Origin of the sequence: Pseudomonas sp. BF-R-01 (assembly GCF_019946615.1) — a bacterium.
GTDB classification, from domain to species: Bacteria; Pseudomonadota; Gammaproteobacteria; order Pseudomonadales; family Pseudomonadaceae; genus Aquipseudomonas; species Aquipseudomonas migulae.
Map to the genome: position 1 here is coordinate 41,641 of NZ_JAGYFX010000039.1, position 15,377 is coordinate 57,017.

Here is a 15,377-nt window from a genome sequence, read left to right on the forward strand (position 1 = left end):
TCCAGCGACCGATCGACTCAGTGAACCTGCCCGGCTCGACGAGAAACAATCGAGAAGGCGATCAGAGCGACCAGCGACAAGGCGCTTCCCACCGCTGCAATCGCCAACCAGCTGGCATGTTCATAAAGCGAACTGGCCACCGAGGAACCGATTGCACCGCCAACGAAGATACTGATCATGTACAACGCATTCAGGCGGCCTCTGTTGGCGGTGCCCAAGGCGTAGACGGCTCGTTGGCCAAGCACCATGTTCATCTGCACAGCAAAGTCCAGCGCAACACCGGTGACAGCCAAACCAATCACACCGTAAAAGGGATTAATGAAGGCTGGAAGGAAACTCACCACGCCCAGCACCATGGCCAACTGTGAGGCTCGTCGAGTGTGCCCTGCATCAGCGAGTCGACCACTGATAGGTGCAGCGACTGCACCGATGGCGCCGACCAGAGAAAACATCGCAATCTGACTTTGCGTGAGGCCGAACTCACGACTCAACACCAGCGGTACGGCGGTCCAGAACAAACTGAACGATGCAAACATCAGCCCTTGATAAAGCGCTCGCTGACGTAATACGGGTTCGCGGCAAAACAGTTGTCCAAGGGACATCAGCAGTTGACCATACGACGCACGATGGGCTGGCTGCCATTTGGGCATGGTCATGCCGATCACTATGGAGATGATGAGCATCAAGGCAGCAGCCCCGATAAACACTGCCCGCCAGCCCAAATGATCAGCAATCAGGCTCGACAGCGGCCGCGCAAGCAAAATCCCCAGCAGCAAGCCTCCCATGATCCCGCCAACCACTCGGCCGCGAGACTCTTCCGGAGCCAGATGCGCGGCCAATGGAATAAGCATTTGCACGGAGACCGAGCTGAAACCGATGAGCGCCGATACGACAAGAAATACGCTCGGCTGCCTGGCTAAACCAGCGGCGAGCAGACTGAAGATCGTAATCACGATCGTCGCTATCATCAGTCGGCGGTTTTCGACCAGGTCCGCCAAGGGCACCAGGAAAAACAATCCGAGTGCATAACCAATCTGAGTCAGCGAAACAATAAGACTCGCGTGGCCACTCGACATACCGATATCCGGGGCAATCAAGCTGATGATCGGTTGTGCGTAATAGATGTTGGCCACGATGGCACCGCAACAAAACGCAAACAGAAGCACTAGCCCTCTGGTCATTGAAGCTTTTTGTATCGTCGTTGCTGTACCACTTGTAGAAACGCCCATGCCATAGACTCCTGAAGTTCGACAGCGGTGACTTTCCAGTGAAAGGTCACTCGCTTTACTGTTTGTCAGGTCAACAAAATAGGCGGCACTCCCCCTCGAGAGAATATGGGCAGGACGCAACGTCACGTTGCGTCCTGCGCAAAAGATGCGCGGCGCAGTCAACGTCCCCTCTTGAGTCAATGGCGCGCAATTGAGCGAGATACCTCATTGCCGGCAAACACCTTTCTGCATCGCGCCTGCTCATCTCCAATATCAGCACCTGGCTTGAAGGTGACTCAGCCATCGTCCTCACCGGCCATCGACAAGCCGTTTGAGCTGAGCGTAGACTACTATTGATCGATCGATCATTAATAGTGTTTTTAACAAAAGAAGGCCTTAAATCGCTCCAGGCTCAACCGCTCCAACCTAAAAGCTTCCCTCCTTTTATGCGTCGTCGAGCCAGCCTTGGCCGAGATAAAAATGGGTGGATAAAAATAAAATCTCTTGAGTGAGGCGAAACTCATCGTGACGTTAAGTCTTCGTAGCAAAGTCATCCTTCTGACGATCATCCCTGGCCTTTTGCTGGCTGCAGTGATCAGCGGCATCACTTTTTGGGTTTTGCAAAAGCTGGCATCCGAGGAGGTTGAGCAGACGCGCGACCTCTTGATCAATGAGCGAAAAACTTCACTGAAGCACTATATGGAAATTGCCCAAGCGTCGATTCAGCCGATATATGACGCTTCCAAATATGGGGATTCCGACGCTCGGGATCAGGCTGTGAAGATTCTGCGAACGCTGAGTTTCGCTAAACAAAACTATTTTTACGGCTATGACTCTTCGTCTGTTCGAGTGTTCTCCGCCAACCTGAACACCGATATCGGCAAGAGCTTTGTTGATAGCAAAGATGCCAACGGCGTGTATGTGATTCGAGGGCTGGTTGAAGCGGCCAAGACGGGGACACATTTTTTCCGGTACGACTGGCAAACCCCCGTCAGCCCGAAACCTACGCCCAAGCTCGGTTACACCGTTTATCTGGAGAAGTGGGACTTGATCGTGGGCACGCAAGTGAATCTGGATGATCTTGAAGTTCAGGTACAGGCCATCGCCAGTGAGCGCTATGAGCGAATCGGTCAGTACACCGCGTACATCCTTTTCCTCGCCGTTTGCGTGCTGCTCCTTGTGGCGCTGATTGGCATTTGGCTAGGAAACAGCATTGTGAAACCTTTACTGGCCATCAAGAAGAACCTGGACGACATCGCCGCTGGAGATGGCGACCTGACACACCGCCTGCCAGTTTCGAGCAACGATGAGCTGGGCGATTTGGCTCACTCGTTCAACTTGTTTGTGGAAAAAATTCATAACCTTGTGCGTCAAATCGTGGAGATGACCGGGCAACTGACGGCACTGGTCGAAGATATGTCGGCCCAGGCACAGCGCTCAGAGCAGGCCATGGATCGTCAGCGCCAAGAGACTGATCAAGTGGCGACAGCCATTCATGAAATGTCCACGGCTGCGCATCAGGTTTCCGTCAGTGCCCAAGGTGCTTCGCAAGCAGCACGAGAAACCAGCGATGTAGGTGGGCAGGCAAGAGATGTCGTCAATAAAAGCATCGAAAGCATTCATTCGTTGATTGAGGAAATAGGACAAAGTAGCTCGTCTCTGGACAGCTTGAACAAGGATGTGCAGTTGATTGCCGGTGTAGTTGACGTCATTCGCTCTATTGCGGAGCAAACCAATCTATTGGCTTTGAACGCCGCCATTGAAGCAGCAAGGGCTGGCGATGCGGGTCGTGGTTTTGCAGTGGTCGCCGACGAAGTTCGAGCCCTGGCCAGCCGTACGCAAAAGAGTACCCAGGAAATCCACGGGATGATCAGCCTGCTTCAAAAAGGCACCCAAGATGCCATGATCACGATGGGCCGCTCCAGCGAAACAGGCCGAACAACAGGGGAACTGGCAAACCGGGCGGGATTGTCGCTGGATGCCATCAGCCAACTGATTTATACAATTAACGACATGAACGCTCAGATCGCCAGCGCATCCGAAGAGCAGACCGCTGTGGCCGAGGAAGTAAACCGTAGTATGACTCACATCTCCCTGGCGGCTGATGTGGTCGCCGGGGACGCCAAAGATGGTGCACAAACCTCCAGAAGTCTCAGTGAGTTAGGTAATCGCCTAGGTCGTTTGATTAGCCAGTTTCGGATCTAGTAGTGAACCACCGCATCAAGTTATCGGACTTGATGCGGTCCTCTGTAAAATCACCAAAGTGACGCTTGCGATACTGATGGCTCCGGAGTGACTCTGCAAACCAAGTCGCTTGAAAAGGTATTTTTTCTATGAAGCTGTTAGCCTTTTAAGTTTTCTGGTCCCCGCGAGGTAATCCGGTGCAGTTTATTCCTTTAGTTGACGCCAGCCCCTCTGTTCAAGCACATGTGCGCACTCTCCGAAACCAGGAGGATGTCCGAAATAACATGTACACCTCCCACGAAATCACCGAAGAGGAGCACGAGGATTGGTTGCGTTCTTTGAAAGGAAACAAGCGCCAAGCGGTGTTCGTGGCCATGAGGAATGAGCAGTCCATCGGTGTCGTTTCACTCAACGCCATAAATACAGTTCAACAAACCGCCGATTGGGCGTTCTATCTAGACACTGAACATCAAGGAAAAGGCATAGGAAGCATTGTAGAGTTTTGGATGCTTGACTATGCATTCAATGACGCATGCCTGGAAAAGCTCAATTGCGAGATATTGGAAACTAATTCTGCCGTAATAAAAATGCACCAGAAGTTTGGCTTTGAACTTGAAGGAGTTAGACGCAAGAACATTCTGAAAAACGGAAGCCGAATTGACGTGGTACTGCTCGGCATTACCAAAGAAGAATGGAAAAACAAGCGCCCCACACTTGAGCCGCTGATTTTGCGTCTACGTAAGCAGGAATGACAATCGTGGGAGTTCGACGTGGACGCCCACCCTACTGGGTTGATGGTGAGGCTCACTGCCTCGGATGGGAGCCCGAAATGCCTCCGGCATATGAGTGGTTCTTGCTCGGCATTTTCGACACTGAAGACAGCCCGTATGTGCAGTGAGCCCGGCGCGAGGTTTCGCCATGATCGCCCTCGCCTGGTTCGCCTACATGTACTGCCACAAGGATCCACGACCAAGAAGTAAGCCCACCCTGACCAGTTGCGGCCACTCAGCATTTCTCTGAAACAGCTGGCAGGGCGAACTACTGGACCTTATTCGAGCAGGCCTTCTTCGTATATCAGCTATACCCTGATACCCACCGTCAGCGCCCCCGCCGAATTCGTCCGACTGCAAGCCAAAACCTTACGACTCACATTCTGCCGGTGAACGGCGGGCGAGGAATTCTATTGCCATGCCAAATCCTGCAACCAATGCAGCACTGTCACTGCACCTGTAGAAGAAAACCGGAAAGGATGGGCAGAAAATTGCAGGACATGCGAACGAGGGCATGACCAAAAACTACCAGCGGGACCACGAGGGAGTCGTCTGGGCCGCGGCAATTCCGGACCTGAATATCCGAGAGTTCACCGGGTAGTTTTGCGCAGACACAAAAAAGCCGATCCATCTGATCGGCTTAAGTGTCTGATTTTGCTCAGGAATAATGGTCGGGACGGAGTGATTCGAACACTCGACCCCTAGCACCCCATGCTGGGGACTGTAGAGGCCTAACCACTTGTTTTATAACGATAACAGGCCCATTTGGCACTGGCAAAACATCCGCTTTTTCGTGCTTATGCAAACGGTAAACCGTGGCCTCCAGCGGAGGTTTTGCGCAGGCTATCGCGAGCTGATGCCAAAGCGGTATTGCAAAACGTCCTGCATTCGTTAGAACCTCGACGTGGCGCAGAATCCTCTGCCCGCCACCTCAAGGAAAGGACATGTCTGTAATCACGAAGAGTGACTTGGCTTACAAATACACTTGGTCGGCAGATCAGGGCGACAACCCGAACTACATCGGGAAGCTCGACCGCGACAAAGTAGATCGGGACGAGGGCTATGAAGTTCTGCGTTTTCTGAACAGCATCTGCACAACCAAACCTCAAGCGCTCCAAGCCGAGCGACTGATCAAAACCCTGCTCCCTGGCACCGTTCAGAAACGGACAGACATACACCAGTGGCTTATCGATAACTGGAAGAAGTAATCAATAACCGCTGGGAGACCACTCTACTTCGCCGGTCTCTCAGCACCACCATGTCAAGGTGATCTGGAGTCGGCTGTAACCTATTGATGTACAAGGGAAATAGGGTGCTTTTTGGCCCTCTCAAAACCAACACATCCCCCTATAAGAATCAATAACTTAGCGTTGTATATTCCTACAGTAGTACCCCCTTCTACGGCGTCCTGCCGACCGAACACCACCCCAAAAATTCTACTGCTCGTCGCCCCAGCCTCGCCCAATCACTGCGCCTCTATTACTGTACATACAAACAGTATCAGTAAGGCGCTACCGTGGACCCGCATGAAATCGAAGACACCAGCGATTGGCTGGGTTGTCCTACCGAGCTTCAAACCTGCCGTCACTTTCTGCGCATGTACGAGAACGAGGTACAGGAACTGACCCTGCAAATGCGCAAGGCCAGAGAGGACATCTTCGGCCTGGTGCAAATGCATGCTGACGTGTCCAAGGAGCGTGACCAGCTGCGCGCAGAATTGAACCGCGCCCGGGCGGCCCTATCAGATGTTCGTAGGAACACCACCGAAATTGAGACGAAAAGCAACTGGGAATTGATGGCAATGAATAAGCGGGTCAGTGAGCTTTACGACAAAATCCAACACCTGACCGGGGAAGATCCGCGCTTAAAACTGCCTCGCAGCTAAGTTGAAGCATCACTCGGAGGGCATGATCATGTGCGGACGACTGTCCCAATACGATGGCATTCACGACTTTGTTGCAGCGCTCAGCATGCCAAACCCGCTGGTCAACAATGTCGGCGACCAGGCGTTCGAGCGGTACAACGCAGCACCCACAACTCAGCTCGCCCTCTTCCACCAGGAAGGCAACTACCTGCACGCCGACATGGTTCGCTGGGGATGGCGCCCGCACTGGGCCAGGGACCGCGCCGCACCGATCAATGCTCGAGTAGAGAAAGTCGCCCACGGCCCGTTCTTCCGCGCGATCTGGCCGCACCGGGCAATCATCGCGATCAACAACTGGTTTGAATGGGTGGACGAAGGCGGCCCGAAGAAGCAACCCTACCTGATCCGCCGGCGAGATCGGGCGCCGATACTGTGCGCTGCGATCGGCCAGTACCCGAACGCCGAGCATGAACCTGGTGAGCATGACGGCTTTGTGATCATCACCGCCGACAGCGCCGGCGGCATGGTGGACATTCACGACCGGCGGCCAGTGACTCTATCGCCGGAACTGGCCCGAGAATGGCTGGACCCGGCCACGCCTAAGGAGCGCGCCGAGCAGATGGTGATGCACCAGGGCGAACCGACCGAAGCGTTCGAATGGTTCAAGGTGAGCAAGGATGTGGGGAATGTGCGGAATCAGGGGCCGTTGCTTATCAATAGACGCCCAACTTAGCACGTCGCCTCGGGGCATCTCTGCCAGCAAGAATCTCTTGCAAATCCCGGCTGTGGGGCCTATACAGGGCGGCCGCGCGCTTGATGTTGATGGAAAAACGCCTATCCTAGGATCAGGTTCACCGACACGCTGACCTGGGCCCTTGAAGCGGCCGTGTTCGTCTCTGTTTAATTAGGAAATTGTTGATGATCGACTTGCAAAAAGCCTACATTTCTCAAGCTATCTATTTAGTGAGCAATGTGCTTGATAAGCGAATCAGATATAGACAAGAAGAGGCTGAGAATTCGTTCAGCTCCCTCATCGCGGCGCAATCTCAACAAACGAACTTGCCGGACGATTTTGATCCCTCTCAACCTCGTTTAGTATTCCAGTCGGCGCAAAAGCAGATGGTGGTAAGCCAAATTGCTTGTCAACTGTCGCTAGGCTTCGAGTCTGCTACTAAGGGCGTTGATAACCAGCTTGAGATCATAATCAAAAACGTCCGAGATGCGCACAAAAAAATAGAGGGTTTCAAGGGCAAGGAGTCACTTAGGGAGAGTGCACTGGTTATTGTCTTAAGTTTTCCGTCAGATTCCAGCAGATCAGACCTGGGTGAGTTCATCTTCAGCAAGTTTGTAAAAATGCCTAGGTATGCTGAAGTGGCAAGCACGTCGGTTAAGACTGGCTACCTTTTGCCTAATGGCATTTTTCTGAATATTGAAGCTGATATATACGAAAAGCGGGGAGGACCAATACAGGTTACCGCGGGCGCCTCCGTTGACTTGTTATCACTTCCGATCGTAGAGATGGGAGTGAGTGTAAAGCTGGATATTAACACAAGGCCGCAAGCCCTATCGGAGTGCTTTGCTAATCCGGGACCTGAAGAACTTATCTCCTTAGTGCAAAAATACTGCCCTAGTGAGATTTACAAACTCCTTGAGTTAGTTTGAGGAAATTATGAGCGAATTCTTCAAAACCGTGACCACCACAGAATTGACCACGCAGCCAAATATCAACGGGCTAGATGTTCTGGCGCGTGTATCAAGGCCAACTTCGTCTCATGTTACCAGCGTTTCCTTGATCGACACTCAGGTGTTCATTTCTCGCCTGATGCAGGTGGAGTCGGAGTGGAAGTCGGACGTTTCAGCATTGAACGACGTCGTCAATTGGCAGCAAAAGCTGATAGATTTTAATTCTAGTTACTCAGCCTATCTTCTCGAGCAAATCGATGACGATGAATTTGAGAAAATTGCAGAGGCTATGGCAGTTGAAGAGAGAGAGGTGGACCCAGAGGAGATCGCTCCAATAATGGCACGCCTTCTTAAGCTGACGACTGTGGAGTTCACTCCGTCTGACTTCGCAAATTTATTTAACTGCTCGATTTCCTCTGTCGACGACGCGCTTCATATGATCCCCAAGTTTCTTATGAAGGGTCAACCTAAATTGCTAGAGGCTTCTGAATGAGATCGTCTGCAATTGGGGATTCTGTCGAAGGCGATAGCTTAGAGCTGCAATGCCGAAAGATTTATCTGCATGGCCCCACCAAAACGCGATTTACCAATAAATTAGTGTTCAGTTTCAAACTGAGCATTCACGGTTTTGCCAAAATTGCCAAACCTCTCGGAGACCCGACAAAACAACTGTCTGCTAAATCCCATGTCGAGGAGGGAGATGAGATTCACGGCGAACGAATTTTTGGGTTTTCCTCAAAGCCACTTGGCCGACAGGAAGTTAGGCATGCCACTGGAACGCACAAGGCCACATTTGTTCCAACTCGTGCCAAGTCGTACGCACTGGTGGAGATTGGCGTTCGCGATCAACTTCAGGCGATTGACCAATCTAACGATTGATTTGCCTGTACCGCGTGGATTCGTTGATACAACCTCTCACAAGCCCCCGCTATTCGGGCTAAGTCATAAGCTTTTTCTGGTGATGTTCCAGGGCGAACCGACCGAAGCGTTCAATGGTTCAAGGCGGATCGGGCGGTAGGCAATGTGAGAAACCACGGCCCCGAACTGATTCAACCGATTAGCGATTCACTTCTCTGACGTATGCCTGGCACGCCTTCAACGCAATCAATCCCTGATCGCCGGCGTCGGTGATGGCGATAATTCGTTGAGCATGCGCTGGGTCAAGTCGGAAGCGCGCTCCTCCATGAACCACGCCGAAGGCTTCGGTACCGGCTGGCACTGAACAGGCACTGGCTGAATCCGTGGCGTCGATAAGGACTGACAACCGCAGATCAGAAGTAGCGAGGCGATCGCGCAGGCGAGCCTGATTTCTTTGAGCATCGCTCAGTTCCTTGTGGTGGGTTTGGTCGCTGGCCGATAGGCGCTGCTCGAGCGCCAGCCGCTTTTCCTGATCGGTGCGGATCTGGTCGGCAGCGGCATTGCTGATGGCGGTCAGATCGTCCTGGTGTAGTCGGGCCTGCTCGGCAACCTGCTTTCCATAGCGCCAGCCCTGAACCTTCCATGTGCCAGCAGCGCTGCCGGCCATCAAGACCACAACCAGCACCAGCAGAGCTATCAGCTTCTGCACCGACGTCATCACGGCACATCCCTGAAGAAGACGTGACCACCAATCTTCACCGTCTGTTTGGCGCCCTTCGTCCAGACTGGCGCCTTCATCATCGCGGCGGCGTAGTAGTGCGTGGCGCCGCCGGTCGGGTCTGGTACCTTTCCGTCAATCACCTGGTCAGCGGCGATTCGCGCCTGCGCCAGCTCGCGGAACGGGATCTGCTTGATGCCGATCAAAGACGCATAGTTCGGGTCGCTCTTGTTCCAGCAACTGAACTGATAGGGCTTCTGGCACACGCCGGCGTAGCCTTCGCCCCACCAGGATTTTTCCTTGCCATCGTTCACGCGGTTGCGGACGGTCCAGGCAACGGCGATCTGGCCGGCCAGGGATTCGCCGCGGGCCTCGCCAAAAAGCGTGCGTGCCAGTACATCGCGATCGTTCTCAGTCACGCTCATTAGATGTGGCTCCAGGACTGTCTGTTTACGATTTTCGAAACGGTCTGAAAGGCAACACCAAACTCTTCGCCGATGACGGAAAGCTTTGCCCCTTCCGCGCGACGCGCTCTGATGCCTTGGACGGTGCGGTCGTCGAGCTTTGAGGCGCCATTAAGGACGCCAATAGGCCGGGTGCCGTGGGCAATCTTGTCTTCCTCGTTTTCGAGGCGCGTTTTCCAGGACAGATTCGAATAATGGTTGTTGCTCGGAATGCCGTCCCCGTGAGCGACTTCTGTACGGCTGCCAACCGGAGGCTCAAGAAAAACCATTGCAACCAATCGATGAGCCTCGAAATACTGATGCTCACCATTGATTGTGAGCTTGAAACGCGGGTATCCCGCCCTATGCCAGCAGAAGGAGAGGATTTTGCCTGGGTAGGTCCCTCTCCCTGGAGTGCGCCGACGGACATGGCCGTATTCGCTAATTTCGTAGTCGTCAGAGGCATGGCATCGACGCCATTCCAAAGCATTCAAGTTCACGCCGGCGGGCACCGGCAGAACCCTCACAGAACACCCCACAACGTGCGGGCGAGAATGTCGCGATCCTTATCGGTAACTGGCATTGCTTTTCTCCAGGCACAAAAAAACCGCTCAAGGGCGGCCGGTTTACAGGGTGATTTCGCGTTAGACGGTGGGTGGCGCTGAAGCCGAGACCGTAAGGTCCATCCCACTTGTTGGCTGAACTGGCCAGGTGACGACGGTGTGCCAGCCTGCCTGCGCGGTCACGCGCCCCAGCGAAATGGAGTAATTCTTCCATTTCGTCAGTTGGGCCTTCCGAACAGGATACTCAGCCTCTTCTTCTGGGGTGGCGGCGAATTCCTCCTGCCCTTCAATCCCGATATTTTCGATGGCGCTCTCAAGGTCGCCAATCCGATTGGTGAGCGCGGTTTTTTGGGCTGCCGCCAGTTGAATAAGTTGCTGCAGCTTGGCGCTATTGATGGCGAGGTAATCCGGCGGAGGGTCCATGAACGCAAGATAGCGCGGATCGTCGTCGGGAACTTCGCCCTGATTCGGGTACTCCGTTGGGTCCTGCGGACAGCCAAACACCGAAACCACAGCCACCTGCGATGAATCCGAAAACTGAACGTATGGCATATGACCGCCTTTAGAAGGTGTAAGAAGTGACATAAATGAGCGCCGTTAGCGTGCCGGCCGATGTCGACACCGCATACCACATGGTTTGCAGCGTAATGACCACTAAGTTGAAGTAGCCGGATGCGCTCGTATAGCCGCCTGTCACAAATGTCTGTCCGATGCCCACGGAATTTGCCGACAGCCGTGCGGCATAGTCACCAGGACTGCTTGCCGACACCTTGACATAACCACCAACGCTTTTTGCATTGGGTGGAATTGCCGTCGATAGAGAGAGTGACGTCAGGCCGCTGGAGTTGGTGGATGTACTTAAAACGTTTACGTCGGGCGTGGACACCTTGCGAGAGTCCGAATCCAGATAGGCAATACCAAACTGGCTCGAGCCGTTGGTCGGCATCACCCCGATCAGTGCGGACGCGGTATACCCGGAAGGCATATTCGCTCCCGAATAAACCTCGGTCTGCACGCCGGCGGTGGCGTTCTTTGCCAACAGGGCACTTGCCAGAGTGGTCGGATTATAGATCAGGTAGACCGCCACCCAGCCACTTACCGGGGCGCTCCCCGTGTCCATGCCGCCGGCGCCAGTGGTCGCGAGATTGATTGTCTTGCTGAGACTGGAAAGTTTGTAGCCCGTCCCGCCAAGTGCGGTTTCGACGATCGCCTCGTCCGCCGTGAAGGTGGCGGTGGCTGACGCTGCGGTAATCGACATCTTGCCATTGCGGGTGCTGCCAACCACTGGCGGCTGGATTTGAGCAAGAGTCACTGCATGTTTGCTTTTTGTCGCATCTGCCACCTGCTGCGGCGCACCGGTGCAGAACAGCAGGACGTACGAGCCGCCACCAACCGAAGCGTTCCATTGAATCCAGGCGATACCGTTGGCGATGATCTCGCCACCCTGGAGCGCCGCATGCGCAGCGCCAACGATCGCCACCACACCCAAGCCATCGTTGATGGTGGCTGCGCCGGGGTTGGCGTTCGCAGCCTTGAAGCGAAGTGGTGTGCTCTCGCTTCGCGCGGTCAGCGCTGGCACGAAATTGCACACGTAGGCGCCGGCTGCGCCGGTGTCGGCGACGAATTCACCCTGGCTTGCCGCGTCGCGTAGCGGGGCATCCAGCGGACCTTTATCAAGCCATGCGGAATTCGCTGCGTTTCGTTGTTTGAGACGTCCTGTCCCGGTGTCTCCCCAAACTTGGCATGGGAATGTCGGGCTTGGGGCCGAAGCCCCGCTGCTCTGAGACGCAAGCGCCTGCAAAGCAGCATTCGCATCATTCCGGAATACCAGGCCAGAGGCATTGTCCAGCGTCATATCATGTTGCGACATAAGTCAGTATCCCTTTGAGATGTAGTCAATCGAGCGGCCTGACTGGGCGACCCCACTGGAGTTGCGAATGAAGACCGTGAAGCCCGTTGCGGTCTTGGCTGACACGTCCGGCCAATCACCGGGCGCGAGGTTTTGCGCAGTGATGCTGACGGCCGGCGAGGCGTTGAACGGCGGTGAGTAGGTGACGGTAAGCCCGCCCACTGGAACCTCGATGTCGTTTCCGCTTTCGATCCGGTCCGGCATGTCGATCACCACCTCGAGCTTGGATACGTCGATCCAGTGAGTTGTCTGCTCGACCGAGCCGCGAAGCTGGAAGTCGAACAGCCGCGCGCGGTAATCACCGACAACAAAGGGTTTCCATGCCGACCAAACCTCGGGCAGCACCACATCCGAGGTGCGCACCCAAAGCGACAGCGAGGCGCCATTTGGCGGATCACCATCAATGCCCAGCAGCGCATCGAAGTCCGTGATCGTGTCGATGTAGGTGCCGTCGTCATACAGCGATGCCACGACATCGGCCGTCAGCGTGCAGTCGTAGACATACCCAAGGTCAGCAGGAGCGGTGAAGCTGTAGGTCGAGGTGAGCAGCGAGCCGCCGAACTTGTCGATCTCGCCCAAGACAGCATCAATATCGGTAACATCATCGATAAAGCCGGCCCCGGACATTTTCAGCAGACCGCCCGATGGCGCCGCGTTGACCGCCACCCCGGTAAAGGCCGGCGATTCGGTAATGGTCAGCACCACATTGGTCGGCAGCGGAACTTGAGCATCCGACCAGACCTCGGTCACCGGCCCGCCGACACCAGAGGAATCGACCGCCCGCGCCAGGTACTTGCCTGGCAGCAAGGCGACCACAGACGACGTGGACCGCCCCGCCACTTCTGCCAGCGGCAAGGCCGCATCCCAGTTAGCAGACGTATTGCGCGTATGCCGGATGGAGATGCTGCCGCCGAGCTTCACATCAAGCTCCGGCGCGGCATCCCACGCCAGTGTGGCCACGCTGCTGATCACATCCAGTCGCAGACCGGTGAGCGCCGACGGCGGTGCCAGCAGCGCCTGAGCGTTGTATTCCTGTATCGATCCAGGACCCGCCAAACCAAGGACCGACTTGGGCGTGACTCGAACCGACCATAGCCCCGATGAAGCCGAGTCGAAATCAATCGTTGGCGTGTTGATCTCCGTCACGTATTCCCAGTTACCGCCCGGTTTCTTGACTTCGATCTGGTAACGCATGGCGCGCGGTGGCGGTGTCCAGCTGACCGTCAAGCGAGCGGCAGCCAGGCCGGTGCCGGTGTCGTACAGCGACTCAAGGAACGTGAGTTGCCCTACTGCATCCGGCTTGCCGAGATTGACGATGCTGGTCGGATTGTCGACGTCAGGCGTACCAAATTCGACCTGATCGAACTTGTCCGGGTCGTAAGCGATGCCGCTGATCGCGTAGGTGCCGTCATCACCTTCGCTAACGCTGATCACGCGAAACTTCTGCGTTTCCAGTTCAGGAGTGGAAAACACCCAAGGCGCAGTGGCCAAAGGGGCAGATGCAAGCGGCGGAGAGACGGTGATCGATGTTCCGCCAACCCCAACGGTTGCCGGGACAACCGCATAAGACCCATCCGGCATGACGACGCCGACTGTCCCCGTACCGGCCAGGCCGATTGGAGCATCCAGCAGCAGCGTTGAAGCGGTACTGCCAGCCAGGAGCCGGCCACCATTGCGAGCACCGGCGCGATTCGCATCAGCGATATCAATGATGTCGCCTGGAAGCGGCAGCGCCCCGTCGGCGCCGACGGCAAAGGAAACCGCCTCAGTTTCGGCATACAGCAGCCAGCGGCCTAGGCGGCGAGCCTGGCCCCGCGAAGTGCAGCCGATGGCCACGACGTCGCTCTGCTGGATTCGATTCCACTTGGCGATCAGCTCCGGCCGCTCGACGATCTCGACCGACTGCTTGTATTGCTGGAGCGGATCGTTCCAGGTGACAGCTGCGACGTTGAAACGCTGATCGGACGCGACCGACTGATAGCTGAAGTCACCGCCGACCACGTTGGAGTTGTTGAACAGGTAGCGGCTGGAGTGCGGAGCGTCCTGCACCGCAGTCAGCGAGCCACCAGCCCAGAAGCAAATCGCCCGGAACACCGACACCATGTCGTTGACCAGCTTCCACGCATCTTGCTGGGTGGTCAGGGCGATGTTGCAGGTAAATCGCGGTTCCCTGCCGCCAAAGCCGTTCGGCACCAACACATCGCAGTACTGGGCGATGCTGTACAGCGAGTACTTGTCGATCAGTGTCGAATCGAGCAAACCACCAAGCCCGTAGCGGGTGTTGGTGAGCATGTCGTACCAGATCCAGGCCGGGTTATCCGTCCATGCCCGAACAAAGGTGCCATCCCAAGAACCGGTATAGGCACGCGTGCCGGTGTTGTAGTTGCTCGGCACCAGGACCTTGATGCCGTGGATCTGGAACGCCATGCGCGGGATGCTGGAAAACTGCTGTGCATCGATCGAGATGCCGATCATCGCGGTGTTCGGGTAACGCAGCTTCTCGTCCCACAGCAAGGTGTAGCTGTCGAAGAAGGTACGGTTCTGGATTGCGCCACTGATGGAGTCGGACGACAACCGGGTCGCACGGATGTAGCGCGGCAGGCCGCCGGATACCGGAAGGCGGACGTAATAGGAGAACTGCGTCCGGCTCATGGTCTTGCCAGTGATCCAGATGTCGTCACACAGCTGGAACCAGGCGCTGGCTCCGATCTTCCCTTCCAGCCGGAAAACAACAGTTGAGCCAGTGGTGTCGCCGTTCGTGGTGTTCTGCTCGCTCAGCTGCGGAACGCTGATCGTGAACCGAGTGGCATCCACGTCGGTGTCGGTGATGGCGCGCTCAATGGCTACGCCGTATTTCAGCTCAACCCCTACCGACTGCTCAGCCTCAAGGCCAGTCATCGGCATGTAGGCTTGGCCTTGGGTGCCGAGGCGGATATCTACGCCGACACCGGAGAAGTTGTAGCTGCCGTCGGCGTTCTGAAGCGGCACGTCGTCGAAGAAGATCTGCTGCGCGCCAGTGATGCCGGAGATTTCGCCTTCAGAGATAGCGTGCAGCACTCTTACGTGCTGATTGGAGCGAAGGCTGTCTGGCGCTTCTACTGGGGAGCGAGACGAACCACCGCCGCCCCCCCCCTTCCCTGTCTCTTATAAACATCTGACGCTGCCGACGACGGAGAG

15 protein-coding genes are annotated in these 15,377 nt (G+C 55.5%); 8 read left to right on the forward strand and 7 right to left on the reverse strand.

What is annotated here, in order from left to right; all coding sequences use genetic code 11:
• Nucleotides 1-17: 17 nt before the first annotated feature.
• Nucleotides 18-1,229: an MFS transporter gene (locus KGB27_RS16215; RefSeq protein WP_207286480.1), complete on the reverse strand. Its 1,212-nt coding sequence runs from the start codon at nucleotides 1,227-1,229 to the stop codon at nucleotides 18-20.
• A 504-nt stretch (nucleotides 1,230-1,733) separates the two neighbouring features.
• Between KGB27_RS16215 and KGB27_RS16220 the strand changes: the two genes are divergently transcribed.
• The 8 genes from KGB27_RS16220 to KGB27_RS16260 all read left to right on the forward strand — a co-directional run bounded on the left by KGB27_RS16220 (nucleotide 1,734) and on the right by KGB27_RS16260 (nucleotide 8,588).
• Nucleotides 1,734-3,413 (forward strand): methyl-accepting chemotaxis protein, encoded by a 1,680-nt coding sequence (locus KGB27_RS16220; RefSeq protein WP_223480155.1) that lies wholly within the window; start codon nucleotides 1,734-1,736, stop codon nucleotides 3,411-3,413.
• A gap of 176 nt (nucleotides 3,414-3,589) precedes the next feature.
• Nucleotides 3,590-4,144: a UDP-4-amino-4,6-dideoxy-N-acetyl-beta-L-altrosamine N-acetyltransferase gene (gene pseH / locus KGB27_RS16225; RefSeq protein ID WP_223555300.1), complete on the forward strand. Its 555-nt coding sequence runs from the start codon at nucleotides 3,590-3,592 to the stop codon at nucleotides 4,142-4,144.
• 962 nt (nucleotides 4,145-5,106) lie between these two features.
• A complete protein-coding gene (locus tag KGB27_RS16235; protein ID WP_223555302.1) occupies nucleotides 5,107-5,370 on the forward strand; it encodes a hypothetical protein in 264 nt (87 codons plus the stop codon).
• Between the two features lie 308 nt (nucleotides 5,371-5,678).
• The gene (locus KGB27_RS16240) at nucleotides 5,679-6,047 is read left to right on the forward strand and encodes a hypothetical protein (protein ID WP_223555304.1); all 369 of its coding nucleotides are present in this window, start codon (nucleotides 5,679-5,681) and stop codon (nucleotides 6,045-6,047) included.
• A 28-nt stretch (nucleotides 6,048-6,075) separates the two neighbouring features.
• Nucleotides 6,076-6,759: an SOS response-associated peptidase family protein gene (locus tag KGB27_RS16245; RefSeq protein ID WP_223555307.1), complete on the forward strand. Its 684-nt coding sequence runs from the start codon at nucleotides 6,076-6,078 to the stop codon at nucleotides 6,757-6,759.
• Between the two features lie 185 nt (nucleotides 6,760-6,944).
• Nucleotides 6,945-7,688, forward strand: a complete 744-nt coding sequence (locus KGB27_RS16250) for a hypothetical protein (protein ID WP_223555310.1) — start codon at nucleotides 6,945-6,947, stop codon at nucleotides 7,686-7,688.
• Nucleotides 7,689-7,695: 7 nt separating this feature from the next.
• Nucleotides 7,696-8,202 carry a hypothetical protein gene (locus tag KGB27_RS16255; RefSeq protein WP_223555312.1) on the forward strand — a complete coding sequence of 169 codons (507 nt, stop codon included), beginning with the start codon at nucleotides 7,696-7,698 and terminating at the stop codon, nucleotides 8,200-8,202.
• On the forward strand, nucleotides 8,199-8,588 hold the full coding sequence (locus KGB27_RS16260; protein WP_223555315.1) for a hypothetical protein: 390 nt from the start codon (nucleotides 8,199-8,201) through the stop codon (nucleotides 8,586-8,588). Before KGB27_RS16255 ends, KGB27_RS16260 begins: the two co-directional genes overlap by 4 nt.
• A 178-nt stretch (nucleotides 8,589-8,766) precedes the next feature.
• On the opposite strand, the gene KGB27_RS16265 is transcribed toward KGB27_RS16260, so the two are convergent.
• From KGB27_RS16265 to KGB27_RS16290, 6 genes are all read right to left on the reverse strand, one after another.
• Nucleotides 8,767-9,285, reverse strand: coding sequence for a lysis system i-spanin subunit Rz (locus KGB27_RS16265; protein WP_223555316.1), 519 nt, complete (start codon nucleotides 9,283-9,285; stop codon nucleotides 8,767-8,769).
• Nucleotides 9,285-9,710, reverse strand: a complete 426-nt coding sequence (locus KGB27_RS16270) for a cell wall hydrolase (RefSeq protein ID WP_223555319.1) — start codon at nucleotides 9,708-9,710, stop codon at nucleotides 9,285-9,287. The genes KGB27_RS16265 and KGB27_RS16270 overlap by 1 nt, the downstream gene beginning before the upstream one ends.
• Entirely contained in the window at nucleotides 9,710-10,222 is a 513-nt protein-coding gene (locus KGB27_RS16275) for an HNH endonuclease (protein ID WP_223538803.1), read from the reverse strand. The genes KGB27_RS16270 and KGB27_RS16275 overlap by 1 nt, the downstream gene beginning before the upstream one ends.
• Nucleotides 10,223-10,372: 150 nt before the next feature.
• Entirely contained in the window at nucleotides 10,373-10,843 is a 471-nt protein-coding gene (locus KGB27_RS16280; RefSeq protein ID WP_223555322.1) for a tail fiber assembly protein, read from the reverse strand.
• 10 nt (nucleotides 10,844-10,853) lie between these two features.
• A complete protein-coding gene (locus KGB27_RS16285; RefSeq protein WP_223555324.1) occupies nucleotides 10,854-12,161 on the reverse strand; it encodes a hypothetical protein in 1,308 nt (435 codons plus the stop codon).
• 3 nt (nucleotides 12,162-12,164) lie between these two features.
• Complete coding sequence (locus KGB27_RS16290; RefSeq protein WP_223555327.1) at nucleotides 12,165-15,257, reverse strand: host specificity protein J; 3,093 nt, start codon at nucleotides 15,255-15,257, stop codon at nucleotides 12,165-12,167.
• Between the last annotated feature and the right edge of the window lie 120 nt (nucleotides 15,258-15,377).